This window comes from Maridesulfovibrio ferrireducens, from assembly GCF_900101105.1.
Lineage (GTDB): Bacteria > Desulfobacterota > Desulfovibrionia > Desulfovibrionales > Desulfovibrionaceae > Maridesulfovibrio > Maridesulfovibrio ferrireducens.
Genome location: NZ_FNGA01000005.1, coordinates 126,003 through 139,781, shown reverse-complemented (window position 1 = coordinate 139,781; position 13,779 = coordinate 126,003). Strand labels below are relative to the sequence as shown.

At 43.1% G+C, this 13,779-nt stretch carries 14 protein-coding genes; 9 read left to right on the top strand and 5 right to left on the bottom strand.

What is annotated here, in order from left to right:
* Positions 1 to 153: 153 nt before the first annotated feature.
* Positions 154 to 642, bottom strand: coding sequence for a MamS/MamX family magnetosome protein (locus tag BLT41_RS15215; protein ID WP_092162675.1), 489 nt, complete (start codon positions 640 to 642; stop codon positions 154 to 156).
* A gap of 20 nt (positions 643 to 662) precedes the next feature.
* Positions 663 to 1,247, bottom strand: a complete 585-nt coding sequence (locus tag BLT41_RS15210) for a hypothetical protein (protein WP_092162674.1) — start codon at positions 1,245 to 1,247, stop codon at positions 663 to 665.
* Between the two features lie 141 nt (positions 1,248 to 1,388).
* On the opposite strand from BLT41_RS15210, the gene BLT41_RS15205 reads away from it, so the two are divergent.
* Entirely contained in the window at positions 1,389 to 1,928 is a 540-nt protein-coding gene (locus BLT41_RS15205; protein WP_092162673.1) for a tetratricopeptide repeat protein, read from the top strand.
* 2 nt (positions 1,929 to 1,930) lie between these two features.
* On the opposite strand, the gene BLT41_RS15200 is transcribed toward BLT41_RS15205, so the two are convergent.
* Positions 1,931 to 3,361 (bottom strand): aminotransferase-like domain-containing protein, encoded by a 1,431-nt coding sequence (locus BLT41_RS15200; RefSeq protein WP_092162672.1) that lies wholly within the window; start codon positions 3,359 to 3,361, stop codon positions 1,931 to 1,933.
* A gap of 148 nt (positions 3,362 to 3,509) precedes the next feature.
* Between BLT41_RS15200 and BLT41_RS15195 the strand changes: the two genes are divergently transcribed.
* Both BLT41_RS15195 and BLT41_RS15190 read left to right on the top strand, forming a co-directional pair.
* On the top strand, positions 3,510 to 4,220 hold the full coding sequence (locus BLT41_RS15195; protein ID WP_092162671.1) for an AzlC family ABC transporter permease: 711 nt from the start codon (positions 3,510 to 3,512) through the stop codon (positions 4,218 to 4,220).
* Positions 4,205 to 4,528, top strand: coding sequence for an AzlD domain-containing protein (locus BLT41_RS15190; protein ID WP_170830387.1), 324 nt, complete (start codon positions 4,205 to 4,207; stop codon positions 4,526 to 4,528). The genes BLT41_RS15195 and BLT41_RS15190 overlap by 16 nt, the downstream gene beginning before the upstream one ends.
* Before the next feature lie 119 nt (positions 4,529 to 4,647).
* Here BLT41_RS15190 and BLT41_RS15185 read toward each other — a convergent pair whose 3' ends face one another.
* On the bottom strand, positions 4,648 to 5,112 hold the full coding sequence (locus tag BLT41_RS15185) for a hypothetical protein (RefSeq protein ID WP_092162661.1): 465 nt from the start codon (positions 5,110 to 5,112) through the stop codon (positions 4,648 to 4,650).
* 203 nt (positions 5,113 to 5,315) lie between these two features.
* On the opposite strand from BLT41_RS15185, the gene BLT41_RS15180 reads away from it, so the two are divergent.
* From BLT41_RS15180 to BLT41_RS15160, 5 genes are all read left to right on the top strand, one after another.
* On the top strand, positions 5,316 to 6,116 hold the full coding sequence (locus BLT41_RS15180) for a glycosyltransferase family 2 protein (RefSeq protein WP_244512303.1): 801 nt from the start codon (positions 5,316 to 5,318) through the stop codon (positions 6,114 to 6,116).
* An 8-nt stretch (positions 6,117 to 6,124) separates the two neighbouring features.
* Positions 6,125 to 7,840, top strand: coding sequence for a tetratricopeptide repeat protein (locus tag BLT41_RS15175; RefSeq protein ID WP_092162652.1), 1,716 nt, complete (start codon positions 6,125 to 6,127; stop codon positions 7,838 to 7,840).
* A 108-nt stretch (positions 7,841 to 7,948) separates the two neighbouring features.
* A complete protein-coding gene (locus tag BLT41_RS15170; RefSeq protein WP_092162650.1) occupies positions 7,949 to 9,232 on the top strand; it encodes a DUF401 family protein in 1,284 nt (427 codons plus the stop codon).
* A 50-nt stretch (positions 9,233 to 9,282) separates the two neighbouring features.
* The gene (locus BLT41_RS15165) at positions 9,283 to 9,792 is read left to right on the top strand and encodes a peptidylprolyl isomerase (protein WP_092162648.1); all 510 of its coding nucleotides are present in this window, start codon (positions 9,283 to 9,285) and stop codon (positions 9,790 to 9,792) included.
* Between the two features lie 185 nt (positions 9,793 to 9,977).
* Positions 9,978 to 11,084 carry an HD domain-containing phosphohydrolase gene (locus BLT41_RS15160; protein WP_092162646.1) on the top strand — a complete coding sequence of 369 codons (1,107 nt, stop codon included), beginning with the start codon at positions 9,978 to 9,980 and terminating at the stop codon, positions 11,082 to 11,084.
* A gap of 72 nt (positions 11,085 to 11,156) precedes the next feature.
* Here the strand turns inward: BLT41_RS15160 and BLT41_RS15155 are convergent, their stop codons facing one another.
* Positions 11,157 to 12,083, bottom strand: a complete 927-nt coding sequence (locus BLT41_RS15155) for a 4Fe-4S binding protein (protein ID WP_092162645.1) — start codon at positions 12,081 to 12,083, stop codon at positions 11,157 to 11,159.
* Positions 12,084 to 12,231: 148 nt separating this feature from the next.
* On the opposite strand from BLT41_RS15155, the gene BLT41_RS15150 reads away from it, so the two are divergent.
* On the top strand, positions 12,232 to 13,710 hold the full coding sequence (locus tag BLT41_RS15150; RefSeq protein ID WP_092162643.1) for an STAS domain-containing protein: 1,479 nt from the start codon (positions 12,232 to 12,234) through the stop codon (positions 13,708 to 13,710).
* The last annotated feature ends 69 nt before the right edge of the window (positions 13,711 to 13,779 follow it).

Here is a 13,779-nt window from a genome sequence, read left to right as displayed (position 1 = left end):
GGCATGGCGGTTTCGCCTATAAAGAAAGGATATTGGACAAAGCGGACATGAATAAGCCGACTCAGGTCCGGGCTTTAAAAAAGATCAAAAAAAACAGCCCCGACACATAATGCGTCGGGGCTGTTTTTTTGAAAGCGATTTAAATATTGAGATCTATTCTATGTCAGATTCTTCTTTTGCCAGCTCTTCCGGGCTGAGAGACCAGAAAGGTTCTCCGTTCTTTGTCAGGCGGAATTTATATTTACGTTCTTCTCCGGCCTTGAGCTTTGCGGCTACGTATTCATATTCACCGTCGATTTCTATTAACACTCCGTAAACTTTTACGGTTACGCCCGGTCTCAGGTCCGTGATTCTTGGTTCTACGAAATCTTTAGGTCCTAGATGGACAAGGACTTTTTCTCCGTCTTCTTTATCTTTGACTAATATTCCGATCCCTTCTGCCATTCCGTCCAAGGGGGTGATGTCGACAATTTTAAGCAATCTTCCTTTGAAAACGTCACGATCTGTATTGTCGTAAAGCTTGTCGTATTTTCCGCCTTTTTCCCATCCTTTGATGTCCATATCGGAAGCACATGCAGCAGTTGCTGCCAGAATGGTCAGGCAGAGTAATGTTAATAATTTCAAACTAACTTTCTTAAGCACTTAAAAGCTCCTTTTTAGGTCTATTTCTTTTCAGACAACCACTTACTGAATGCAAGCAGGTTGATTTTTTTCGCATCAGCAAAAGCTTGTCCCCGCAAAAAATCTGTCTTGATAAATTCGACTATCATCTGTTTTGATTTTCTATTGATCAAAAAGGCTCTGATGTAGTCCGATCTGGAATATGAAGAACCTTGATCCACAGTGCCGCCGTTGTCTGCGCTGATAACATAGAGCAATGCAAAGTCAGCATCTGTATTGCCGAGAACTTTTAAAACTTCATCAATATTCGGTTCATATTTACCGTATTTTTTTCTTACCCACAACTTTTGGTTATCCACGTTTTCAAGAACAGGAATGTTGCCCCCGTTAACTGAATAGGCTGAGTTGGAGAAAACAAAAGCGCCGGATTGTTTACAAGCTTTTTTCAAAGCCTGTGTCATTGTCCAGCGGTGTTTCATTGTAAAGTCCATAGTGTCTGCCCGCCACGGCAGAAGGGCAACCTTATATATTTTACCACCTGTCTCGAAAGGGGTGTCATAGCCGGCTGCGGCTGTGCAGGATATAAACGTCATTAACGCGAGCAGTATTAGTAGTAATTTTTTCATCGGTAATCCTTTGTATAGATTGTGATATCTGCAATTTACATTGAGGATGAAAATAAGTCTACTGCTGACACTCATATTAGGCTTGGCCCCGAATGGATTTGTCGTTACACTCCGATTTGTTACAAAATTGGAGGTATTTAGATGTCCGGAGTTAAAAAGCCTCAAAAGTTATCCAGAAGAGGGTTTCTTTTCGGCGGATTCAGGCCCAAGGATGACAAGGAACAGATTCAGAGTGCGGCAAAGCCTATAGCTGCGACTGAAGTTGACCTTGATGTTCTTGCCGCCGCAAATGTTGCTTATGAAAGCAAAAGGTATTCTGAAGCCGCAGATAAATATAAAGATTTTATTAAGTCAGAGCCTCACAATGCAAATGCCAGAAAAAGATACGGGCACAGTCTGTACCTGTGCGGAAAGTTTATTCAGGCGAAGGTGGAGCTTGAGCGGACTATTAAAATATTAGGTGAAGATAATTTTTCTTCACTATATTTAGGTTTAGTTTTTTGTCGTATCGGCAACGGGGATAAAGTTCTGTCTGTATGGAAAGGATATTTTAATCCTGAAAAAATTGATGTGCAGCGCGAAGTTAATTTGCAGATGGCACTAATTGAAAGTGATCCTGAATTTTCACTGGAAGACGCCGCCGATATGGTTGAAAAAGTCTTAAGCGAAAGTCTCGGATAGTTTTACTTCGTGGCAAGTTCGCCAAGCCGTTTAAGACCTTTCTGAATTTTGTCGCTCCAGAGGGCTCCGCTGCTGAGTCTGATGTAATTTGAAAAAGCATCGCGGGTTGAAAATACAGAGCCGGGTATTATTCCGATTCCTTCCTCTCTGGCCTTGAAAAAAAGATCTATACCATCTGTTCCGGCAGGAAGTTCTACCCATAGAACAGAGCCTCCTTTCGGATCGGTGACCTTTGTCCCTTTGGGGAATGACAGGGCTATCTCCGTGCGCATTTTATTCATTTGTTCTTTCATGGCCGAGCGCAGTTTTTTGAGATGGCGGTCAAAATGAGCTTCTCTCAGGTATCTGGCTATAGCCATCTGAGTAGGGGAGGCGCAGGATACGTTTGTAGTGGCTTTTATTTCCATGGCCTTCTCGAGATAACGGCCCGGAGCCAGCCAGCCTACGCGGTATCCCGGGGCAATGGTCTTGGAAAAAGAGGAACAGAGCAGTACTCCGCCCTTGCGGTCAAAAGATTTGAAGGTTCGCGGTCTGGTATCTCCGAAATAAATATCTCCATAAACATCATCTTCAACCAGTGGAATATTTTTTTCAGCGAGCAGTTCAACTATTTCTTTTTTTGCATGGTCGGGAGTAAGGCCGCCGTCAGGATTGTTGAAATTGGGTGAAAGAATACAGGCTTTCAGGTCGAATTTTTTTACTGCCGCGGAGAACTCTTTCGTGTTTATTCCGTTTTTAGGACACGAAGGAATTTCTATTGCACGCAGTCCAAGGCTTTCTACCAGTTGCAGGAAACAATAATATGTGGGCGACTGAATAAGGACTAAATCACCGGGGCGGGTGAGTGTGCGCAGGGATATATATAGTGCTTCCATTGCTCCGGTGGTGATTATCAGGTCTTCGGCTGTTAAATTGGAACCGCAGTCCACCGAGCGGAAGGCAATCTGTCTGCGCAGTTGCATATTACCGGAAATGGATTCGTAATTTATTGAGAGATCCGGGTTTTCTCTGATTACAGCGCTCATTATCTTCGAGAGGTGTTTTGTAGGCAACAGCTCACTACTGGGGCAGACAACTCCCAGCGGCAATAAATTTTTATTCCCTACAGTCTCAAGAGCGGTTTGAATCAATTTGTTTTTGGTGACGGTGTGCGGTTCAAGTTTTTGGGCTGTGTTAACCAAAGGCGTAGGAATCTTGCGGAATTCGCTGCGTACAAAATATCCGGATCTGGGACGGGATTCTATTAATCCTCTTTTTTCCAGCTCTTCATAAGCATGGCTGACCGTTGAAATTGATACTTTGAGGTTTGTACTCATCTGTCTCAGAGAAGGAAGCTTGTCTCCGGGAACTAAATCTCCAGCAATGATATGTTTGGAGATTTCCTGCTCAACCTTTTTGTATCTGTATTCGTCTTCGCCACGCTGACTTGTCATATTTTGAGTCCTGTTTTGTTAATCTGTTATGATTCAGATTTATATAAACTGTGTCTGTACTGGTTACAGATTGTATGTTCTTTTATAGTTGTCTTCAAGGAAAATTTTAGTCTTGATTTTTTGAGTATTAATGTCGCTGGAGGTAAGTGTGGAATCCGTAATGAGTTCCCGTAAAATGAGATTTAATGACGTATTGATGTCGGCAATGAAGCAGGCTCTGCCTATTGTGCTTGGCTATTTGCCCGTCGGATTTGCTTATGGAGTTCTGGCCCGCAAGACTGGAATTTCGGTTGATAACACCGTGCTGATGTCCCTTTTGGTCTTTGCTGGCTCAGCACAGTTTATTGCGGTCGGACTTTTTGCATCCGGCGCTTCAGCCGTTTCTATTATAGTAACAACCTTTGTAGTTAATCTTAGACATCTCCTTATGTCGGCGGCTCTCTCTCCATACTTACGTAAGTGGAGCAAGCTGGAGCTGGTTGCATTCAGTTTTCAGCTTACCGATGAAACTTTTGCAGTGAATTCGATCAGATTCGGCAAAGGAGAGACTGGAAAAAGCGAAACTTATCTTATTAACAGTATTTCCCAGTTGGCGTGGGTCGGCGGGACTGTTCTGGGAGTTATTTCGAGTTCGCTGATTGCCGACATTAAACCTATGGGGCTTGATTACGCGCTTCCGGCCATGTTTATTGCTCTGCTAATATTTCAGATTAAAGACAGAAGTCATGTCATAGTAGGTGTGATCACGGGTCTGCTTTCCACAGCACTTGCTCTCGGCGGTGCAGGGCAGTGGAATGTTATAATCGCAACGCTTATCGGCGCAAGTCTTGGAGTGGCATTGTCGTGGACCAAAAAATAGTTTTATTTATAATTATCGGTATGATGGTCGTGACTTACGGGCCGCGTCTGCTTCCTGTTCTGACCTTAAGTTCGAGAGAACTTTCACCTGTAGTTACACGCTGGTTGGGATATGTTCCTACTGCGGTATTGTCTGCAATGCTCGTCCCTTCGCTTTTAGCCCCTGAAGGGGTGATAAACTTAGGCTTCGACAATATATATTTGTGGGTTGCGGTCCCTACTTTTGCTCTGGCAATGTTTACACGAAATTTCTTCGGGACAGTTGCATTCGGTATGGGGATGGTAGCGGCAGTTCGGTATTTTTTTTAGAAACAGATTAAAATATAATAGATTTAATATATTAAAAAAGAGCAACTTGTGTAAATGACACAGGCTGCTCTTTTTCTAATGTAGAGATATTAAATGATCTGACGGATTTTATTTTTACGCTATTGAATCGGAGTCCCTTTTTTTTCCTTTTCCTGATCAGCGGCAATCTGCGAAAGTTTTGCGCGGATATATTCGCTGGCAATGTTTCCCTGCTCGTCATTCTGAGTGGGGGCGTAGGTGGAAATATCTTCTGCAATCTGTTTTTCCATGCGTTCCGATTCCATGAACATGATGTATACAAGGACGAGCGCAGAATCGTTTTCAGGGGTTCCGCTGCAAAGTTCTTCAATCTGATTTTCAGGTACAGTTTCAAGCAGTCTGTCGATGAACATGACGGCCCATTTATCGTATAGTTCGGCAATGGTGGGGATCATTAATTTTATATTATTAGCAGATCCTTCATCAATATTGGGCATGGTCATAGTTATGAATTCACCGATGGCATTCTGTCTGGCAGATTCATCGTGAGTACATTTTTTCATTATGATCGCGTGAATATATTCTCTGATTTTTGCTTTTTCCATTTCTATATTACCTCATGCTGCAAAATTACTATTGCTGTTACTTATTTACCTTGCGGACTGGTTACTAGAAAGCTTCCTTACAGGCAACTGCGCAGGCAACCGCAGTGATAGCTGTTGATTGAGTCTGTGTTTTGGTGGTAAGCCGCTTGAAGCTGTAATCAACTATACTAAATTTTTGAAATTTTATACTGATAGATATTCGGATGCGTAAGGCCGTTTCATTCACAGGAGATAATGAACAGATGGTTAATGGAAAAAAAGTTGTAATGGTAATGCCTGCTTATAACGCAGCATCAACATTAAAAAGAACCTTGGACGAATTGCCTGACGGCGTTGTTGATGAGATTTTGCTGGTAGACGATTGCAGTAGAGACGACACTGTTTCGCAGGCTGAAAGTCTTGGTATTAAAATAGTCGCTCACACATGCAATACCGGTTACGGCGGTAATCAGAAAACCTGTTATGACACCGCTCTTAAAATGGGTGCGGATGTTGTTGTTATGGTTCATCCGGATTACCAGTATACTCCGCTTATTATCTCAGCCATGGTTTCTCCCATTGCAAACGGTGTTTTCGACTGTATGCTGGGTTCACGTATCCTCGGAACCGGAGCGCGCAAGGGCGGAATGCCTCTTTATAAATATATTTCAAACCGGTTTCTTACCGTTTTTCAGAATGTAATGGTCGGTTACCATCTCTCCGAATACCATACTGGCTATCGCGCTTTTTCTCGTGAACTGCTGGAAAAGGTTCCGTACGGTGTAAACAGTGATGATTTTATTTTCGATAATCAGATGCTTTGTCAGATTATTTACGCTGGTTACGATATCGGTGAAGTGACTTGTCCCACACGGTATATGGATGATTCTTCGTCCATAAGTTTTAAGCGTTCGGTTAAATACGGAATAGGAGTGCTCAGGTGTTCCGTTGAAACGGCTTTGCACAGGCTGGGCTGGATGAAAAGTGAGTTTCTTAAGTCTGTAGAATTTCGTAAGGACAGATAGGCCTAGATATGCCCGGTTTTATAGCGGATAATGATTTCAGGAAAGGAATGGCGGCGGCAGTTATTCTGGCTGCGCTTGTTTTGATTGTATATTCCCAGTGCGGAAAATTCGAATTGGTTACTTATGACGACACAAGTTACGTCACCGATAATGAAAGGGTTATGCAGGGCGTTTCAGCTGAAAATGTCAGTTGGGCGTTCAGTTCCTTTCAACTTTCCAATTATCATCCGCTGACCGTTGTTTCACATATGATCGACACCTCGCTTTTCGGCGATTCTGCCGGAGCGCGCCATCTGGTGAATGTTTTTCTGCATCTGGTTAATGTGCTGCTGCTTTTCTTTTTTCTGCTCAAAGCAACATCCGGGCTTGAAGAGGGCGGACTTATTCCGTCTTTTTTTGTTGCCGCGCTTTTTGCTGTGCATCCGGCTCATGTTGAATCTGTAGCATGGGTTTCTGAGCGAAAGGATGTGCTTTGTACTTTTTTCTGGCTGCTGGGTATGATCAGCTGGCTTGACTGGGTGAAGTCCAAAAATATGAGCAGTTACGCTCTGACATTTTTCTTTACCGGTATGGGCATACTCGCCAAACCTATGGTTGTAACTCTCCCCGCCGCATTGCTTCTTTTGGATTTCTGGCCTCTCGGCAGGATTGATCTGAAAAAGAATCCTGTTGCAAAATTTATTAAACTCGCCGTTGAAAAGCTGCCATTGGTATTCCTTTCGGTGCTGTCTTCAGTTCTTACTTTTATGGCGCAGAAGGGCGACGGAGCCATGCAGTCCAGTGAATCATTTCCTTTGGGCTTGCGATTTTCCAATGCGCTTGTTTCGTGGGTTTCCTACCTGCGTGAGCTTGTGTTTCCTGTTGATCTGGCAGTTTTTTATCCTTATCCGCAGGACATTGCGATATGGAAACCTATTTGTGCCGCACTTTTTATAATAGCAGTTTCGGCTGTTTGTATCCGCTATATAAAGAAGGCTCCTTTTGTCGCTGTGGGCTGGTTTTGGTATGTGGGAACGCTCGTTCCTGTTATCGGACTGGTGCAGGTCGGTGATCAGGCTATGGCTGATCGTTATGCGTATATCCCTTTTATCGGGCTTTATATGGCGATCTGTTTCGGGATTGCTTGTCTGGTAAAAAAAGGGTGCATACCTGCGAAAGTTGCAGTGTCTGCCGGAGCGATAGTTGTTCTGGTTCTGCTGGCAGGAGCATATACTCAGGCCGGATATTGGCAGAACAGTGAATCTCTTTATGAGCGTGCGTTGTCCGTGACCGAAAATAACCATCATATGCACTACAACTACGCAAATCTTCTTGAGCGTAAAAAAGAATCCGGTAAGGCGGCGCAGCATTTCAGAGCTGCAATAAAAGCCGATCCCTCGCACTACAAGGCTATGACAAATCTTGCGAATATTTACAGTAAACGCGGAGAGCTGGTCAGCGCTATGGAGCTTTATCATCGGGCTTTACAGGTTAATCCTGACTATTCTACTGCCTATGCAAACCGGGGGATTGTTAATCATAAACAGGGAAAATTGGATGAAGCCCTGCGCGATTACAAGAAGGCCTTGGAGCTTGATCCCCGCTTGGCTGATTCAATGGTGAATATGGGAATACTTTATTACATGCGCGGAGAAAATTCGGAAGCGCGTGCGATGTTCCGCAAGGCTCTTGATATCGATCCCGATAATAAAGCAGCCCGGAAAAATTTGAGCTTAGTTCAGTAGTTATTGGTTTTTATGTCTGGCTACTGTTCAGTAGCCTGATCAGGATGTGCTATCTTCGCGTGAGTTATAACGACTATTGTTTACGCACTTTTTTATTGGAGACACTTCATGGATTCCCTCATTAACATGCTGCCTTTATTTAAAATTTTGTTTGTTTTTATTTGTATGCTGATAGGCATCAGATTTAAATTAGGGGTGGGGTTGTCGGTGCTTATCGGTGGATTTGTTCTGGCGCTTGTAACTGATATGAAAATGGATGCATTGTTACAGACTGTTCAGTCCGCGGTGACAGACGAAAAAACTATATATCTGGCTTTAATTGTTGCCTTGATCATGCTTCTCAGCGGATTGCTCGAGCGTACCGGGCAGGCCGGAAGAATTATGGACTCTTTGACAGGATACCTTAAAAGTCCCCGGTTGCGGCTGGTCTTTTTTCCGGCTTTGATCGGATTGCTTCCTATGCCGGGCGGAGCAATTTTTTCTGCACCTATGATTCGTGAAGCCGCAGAAGGGCTTGATGTTACTGATAAAGATAAGGTCGTAATTAATTACTGGTTCAGGCATGTGTGGGAATTAGCATGGCCGCTATATCCCGGAATGCTTCTCGGGGCGGCCTTAAGCGGAATGCCGGTGTTTAAATTTATCAGTTATACTGCTCCCGGATCGTTAGCTTGTATCCTGTTAGGGTATTTCTTTTTTTTAAGACCTTCCATTTTACCTCTTAAAAACGGCGTTCATGATAATGTAGAAATTAAACCGGGCAGCGCCTTAATAGCTGTAAAAGAAGGGATGCCACTTCTTTTGGCAATTGGTGGAGCATTGTGTTTTGAAGGTGTTTTTTCTCTTATATCTCCAAACATTCCATTCGAAGCAGGGATTGTTGTTGCATTATTTTTAGCTGTAATTTGTGCGGCATTTTCTAATTCAGGATCATTTGCAATTATTTGCTCTTTGCTGGTTCAAAAAAGATTTATAAGCATGATCTTTTTGATACTATGTGTGTTTATATTTAAAGATGTACTCGGTGATTGTGGATTGGTCGGGGAACTTTCGCGCCTTGCAGGCGGAGAAGCGGCTTTGATTGCAGCCGCGGTTTTTGTTCCGTTTTTGATAGGCTTTATTGCAGGTATTACGATGGCTTTTGTAGGGGCTGCAATGCCGCTCGTTGTGGGACTGGTTGATTCTATGGGGATTACCTCACAGCTTCCGGCATGGGCTATGCTTTGCATGTTCTCCGGTTTTGCAGGCTTGATGGCCTCTCCACTTCATATATGTTTTCTTTTGACCTGTGAGTATTTTAAGGTAGATTTGTTTTCAGCATGGAAAAGGATAGTGGTTCCCAGCCTTGCTTTGCTGTGTCTGGGAGTAGCGTACTTTTTCGTTTTGGTGTAGTACACTCAGACCTTACGAGGTTAAGAAATAAAAAATTGGAGGAATACGATATGGCTAATCCTATGGTAATGATGGAAACACCTGAAGGTGACGTTTTAATTGAGCTTTACGAAGATAAGGCTCCTAAAACTGTTGCAAACTTTCTGAAATATGTGGACGAAGATTTTTACGCTGGAACCATTTTTCATAGAGTTATTAATAACTTCATGGTTCAGGGCGGCGGTTTTGACTTTTCAATGAAAGAAAAGAAAAGTAATCCTCCTGTTGAGAATGAAGCTGATAACGGCTTGAAAAATGAAGTGGGAACTCTTGCTATGGCTCGTACCATGGACCCTCATTCCGCTTCATCACAGTTTTTCATTAACGTGAAAGATAACGGTTTCCTGAATCACACCGCAAAGAACCCTCAGGGTTGGGGATATTGTGTATTCGGTAAGGTTGTTGATGGAATGGAAGCTGTAGATAAAATTAAGAAAGTGCGCACTCGTAGTCACGGCCCTATGGATGATGTGCCAGTTGAACCTATCAGCATCATTTCTATGGTCCGTTTTGAAGATTAATTCTTTATTACTGACAAGTTCGTTTTTAACGCCGAAAAGGAATATCCTTTTCGGCGTTTTTTTTTTATCCTGTTCTAAAGTGAACGTGATAGATATGTTCTTTGAAAAGTTTCCTTTTTTTGGTATAAGTTTTGATACTGGTCTAAATCGTAATTATTAAGTCTAATAAGTCGCAGAGGTAGAAGTTGGATAATTCTGAATTGACAATCCTGGTTATTGATGACGAAACTTTTGTGCGCGAAACAATCAGCGATTATCTCAGCGATTCCGGTTTCAATATATTAAATGCCGGAGATGGTGAGGAAGGTCTTGAAGTTTTCAGGGAAAAGAAACCTGACGCCGTCCTCGTTGATTTAAATATGCCTCGCGTTGACGGATTCGAAGTTCTTAAAGCCGTGCGCGAAGAACAGCCTGATGTTCCGATCCTTGTTGTTTCCGGTGCGGGTCTTATTCAGGATGCCATAAAAGCTGTGCGTCTCGGAGCCTGGGATTTTGTCACCAAGCCTATTGTAGATCTCAGCATTCTTGAACATGCTTTGAAACAGGGACTTGAGAGAGCCGCTTTAATCAAAGAAAATAAATTATACAAAGAGCATCTCGAGTCAGAAGTTCTTAAAAGAACTGAAGATCTGCGCAGTGAAATAAAGGTTAGAAAAGAAACTCAAGATGCCTTGATGGCTTTACAGGTTGAGGTCATTGAGACTCAGAAAGAAATTATTATGACTCTTGGCGAAGTTGTTGAAACCCGTTCAAATGAAACAGCTAAACACGTTCGCAGAGTCGCTGAATATACTGGAATTCTGGCACTGCGGGCTGGGCTTGGTCCTGAAGAGGCAAATCTGCTCAAGCTTGCCGCTCCTATGCATGATGTAGGAAAGATAGGCATACCGGATACTGTGCTTAACAAACCCGGTAAGTTAACTTCAGAAGAATTTGATTTGATTAAAACGCATACTACTATCGGTCATGAAATTTTGAAGCATTCAGAACGGCCTATTATTAGAGCCGCTGCAATCGTTGCTTATGAGCATCACGAACGCTGGGATGGTAAGGGTTATCCTCGCGGGCTTGCCGGAGAAGATATAAATATTTACGGGCGGATAACCGGAATTGCCGATGTTTTTGATGCTCTGGGTTGTGACCGGGTATACAAGAAGGCGTGGTCAATTGATAAGATCAAAGGTTATTTCGAGCAGGAAAAGGGTAGACAGTTTGATCCCGTTTTAACGGATCTATTTTTTGAAAATCTTGAAGAAATTCTTGAACTGCGTAAGATGTACCCTGACGGCTAAATTTTTTTATTCATATAAATTTTAAAAGGCATTGAAATAATTTCAATGCCTTTTTTTTTGAGAAAACAGTAGTCAGGATGATTTGAGCAGTTTTTCTACGAGAAACGGTTCGGGATGTTTTTTATTTCTCGCCAAGTACAGCGAACTCTTTCGACATTTATTAACACAAACACCGCAACCCATACATTTATTGGGGTCAATGTGCATGCGCTTGTCGCGGACCTTCATAGCTCCGAATGGGCAATATTCCATACATTGACCGCATCCGATACATTTGTTCGGGTCGACAATGGCGATGTATCCCGAAGGGGCCAGCATGGGAATACCATTTTTCATCGCCTCCATTGCGCCGCAGCAGCAAGGACAGCAGTTGCAGATTGCATAAAATCTGCCGAGCATTACATCCTTAAAAAATGCGTGATGCACATGGCCTCTTGCATTTTCCGCCTCAAGGGTTCTTTCAGCTTCATCTATTGTGATGCTCCGTGCTTTATCCGGATGATTTTCTACAACAAATGAAGCAAAAGGTTCTCCAATAATTAAGCATACATCGAGTGGGTGACACGGGTTCTTTCTGGATGCGCGGCAAGGACATTCAAGGGCTACGATATGATCGGGGTCACTAAGCACGATGTCTCTGGCCTTGCTGTAGGGCAAAACTCTCTCAGGCAGGGTTGTCGAAACTTCGCGTCCGATATGTATAAGTTTAATGGCTTCTTCAGTTATAATGATTTTGCCGTGATACGTGTCTGCAAAGTCTTTTTTCAATTGCTCTCTTTTTGTCTTATCGGCGGGGTTGGCGATAAGACTTGAAATAAAGTCTGCAATCGGGGCAAGATTGTTTTCACCCAAAGCGGCACCGATATATGCTTTAGGCCAACGTATATACATATAACCATGAAGAACATCTTTGATGGTCATATTTTTATCCTCAAGGGCTTTCTTGAGGAATTTTCCGGTTCCAGTGTCCGGAATAAATTTATTTATAACTTTCTTCATGTCTGGTCCTCTTATAAACTAAATTAGCAGAGCCTGAAAAAATAGTACAGGTTTTCTCGAAGTAACTTCACAAGATGAACGGGTTATGCCTATGTTGCACTTGTACCTGATATCATGAGAGATAAAGATATTTTGCAGGAGTGATAGAATGGAAATTACAGTTCGCAGACACGGTGAGAGTGTTGTAGTCAGCATAGGAGAAAGGATAGATGCTTACGGTGCAGTAGAGCTCGATAAAGTACTTGCAGATCTTTTAGCGGAAGAATCACTGGCCTGTATGGCGTTTGATATGAGCGATGTCCGTTATTTAAGCAGTGCCGGAATTCGCAGCATAGTGAGAACTCTTAAAATTTTACGCCTTAGAAAAGGGGCGTTAGCTCTTTGCGGTCTGCGTTCATATTGTAAAAATGTTCTTGATACTGCCGGTATGACTCGCTCTTTAGATATTTTTGTCTCAAAAAGTGAGGCCATGAATTTTTTGCAATCCGTGCAATGGGAACGGCAGGCTCTTGAAAACTGGGATAATCTCGAAAGTATGGATTCTCCCATCGGAGGGTTCAAGTTTATTCCGGGCGAGAACAGTCAGGCTGAACTCAAAGTTATAGGCTCGGTGGCGGAGGTTCTGCATTCAAGGGTAACTGAAAAGCGCATGTTCTCCCGTAGATTTTCACAGACCGAATATTCTCTCGGAGTAGGCGGACTCGGAGATGTTCCAGAAGATTATATGAAGGTTCTCGGCGCGATGATTACTATCGGCGGAACTATGGCCTGGCTTCCGACAGATGGACATGATCTGGCAGATTTTCTGGTTCCTCAAAACGATACGGGGTCCGTGCTTATCAGGACTCCTTTCAATTTGACTATTTCCGGGGGATTTAACGAGTATGTGATGTTTAATTCCACGGAAGAAGGCGGCACAACTCTGGATAAGCTTTATAGAGGGCTTTTTTTGCTGGCTAGAAGACGGCGCAGGGATTTCAAAGGGATAATAGGTGTAGCGGCGTGGACGCAGGTAAGCGAGTTGATGGCAGGAACTTTGATGCGTTCTCCTATAGATGAATTTGCTCCTGCGAACGGCAGGACTATTATCGATCCCCTTAATAGCGGGGAGTGGTGGAGTCGGGACAGCATTCCGAGACACCGGAACGTTACCTGTCTTACTTGCGGGGTAGGTGTTGATTTATCGTGTGATCTTTCAGTCTTTGATCCAGCCGGATTGTATGCCGGTTTTTATATCGATCCTGCCACAGCCGGAGACAAAGGGCATATTTTAAATAATCACGGCGCTGTTTTCGAGCCGCTTCAAATGCCGGAAAAAATGGTTTCACTTGATAAATCAATCCGGCAGGTTTCTGCAAAAGCTGAATTTAAAGATATGCGGAAATTACGTGATAATACTAAAATCACCCGTGCTTTTATGGGGATAAGTTATATTCAAAAATTTTCTCAGGACACTTCGGGCTGGCAGGGGCTGGGAGCTGAAGCCGCAGTCAGTAGAGGTCTCGCTGATAAAAGATATCGTCAGGAAGCAGACTCCCCGACTGTTCCTGAAAAAAGAGAAGAAGAAATAAACAAATTCCAGCGGTTTCTTGAAGCTCAACAAGCCAAGCTCGGCACAAAGAATTAAGCTTGGCGGTTAAATTATAGCTGCTAAATTTGCTGAGTTTGTAATACAGTTGCAATGTTGGAAAAATAT

Bases quoted from the DNA above. Each gene is read 5' to 3' on its own strand.
- BLT41_RS15210 (WP_092162674.1), bottom strand. From the start codon at position 1,247: ATGAAAAAATTACTACTAATACTGCTCGCGTTAATGACGTTTATATCC.
- BLT41_RS15205 (WP_092162673.1), top strand. From the start codon at position 1,389: ATGTCCGGAGTTAAAAAGCCTCAAAAGTTATCCAGAAGAGGGTTTCTT.
- BLT41_RS15200 (WP_092162672.1), bottom strand. From the start codon at position 3,361: ATGACAAGTCAGCGTGGCGAAGACGAATACAGATACAAAAAGGTTGAG.
- BLT41_RS15185 (WP_092162661.1), bottom strand. From the start codon at position 5,112: ATGGAAAAAGCAAAAATCAGAGAATATATTCACGCGATCATAATGAAA.
- BLT41_RS15180 (WP_244512303.1), top strand. From the start codon at position 5,316: ATGCGTAAGGCCGTTTCATTCACAGGAGATAATGAACAGATGGTTAAT.
- BLT41_RS15175 (WP_092162652.1), top strand. From the start codon at position 6,125: ATGCCCGGTTTTATAGCGGATAATGATTTCAGGAAAGGAATGGCGGCG.
- BLT41_RS15170 (WP_092162650.1), top strand. From the start codon at position 7,949: ATGGATTCCCTCATTAACATGCTGCCTTTATTTAAAATTTTGTTTGTT.
- BLT41_RS15165 (WP_092162648.1), top strand. From the start codon at position 9,283: ATGGCTAATCCTATGGTAATGATGGAAACACCTGAAGGTGACGTTTTA.
- BLT41_RS15155 (WP_092162645.1), bottom strand. From the start codon at position 12,083: ATGAAGAAAGTTATAAATAAATTTATTCCGGACACTGGAACCGGAAAA.
- BLT41_RS15150 (WP_092162643.1), top strand. From the start codon at position 12,232: ATGGAAATTACAGTTCGCAGACACGGTGAGAGTGTTGTAGTCAGCATA.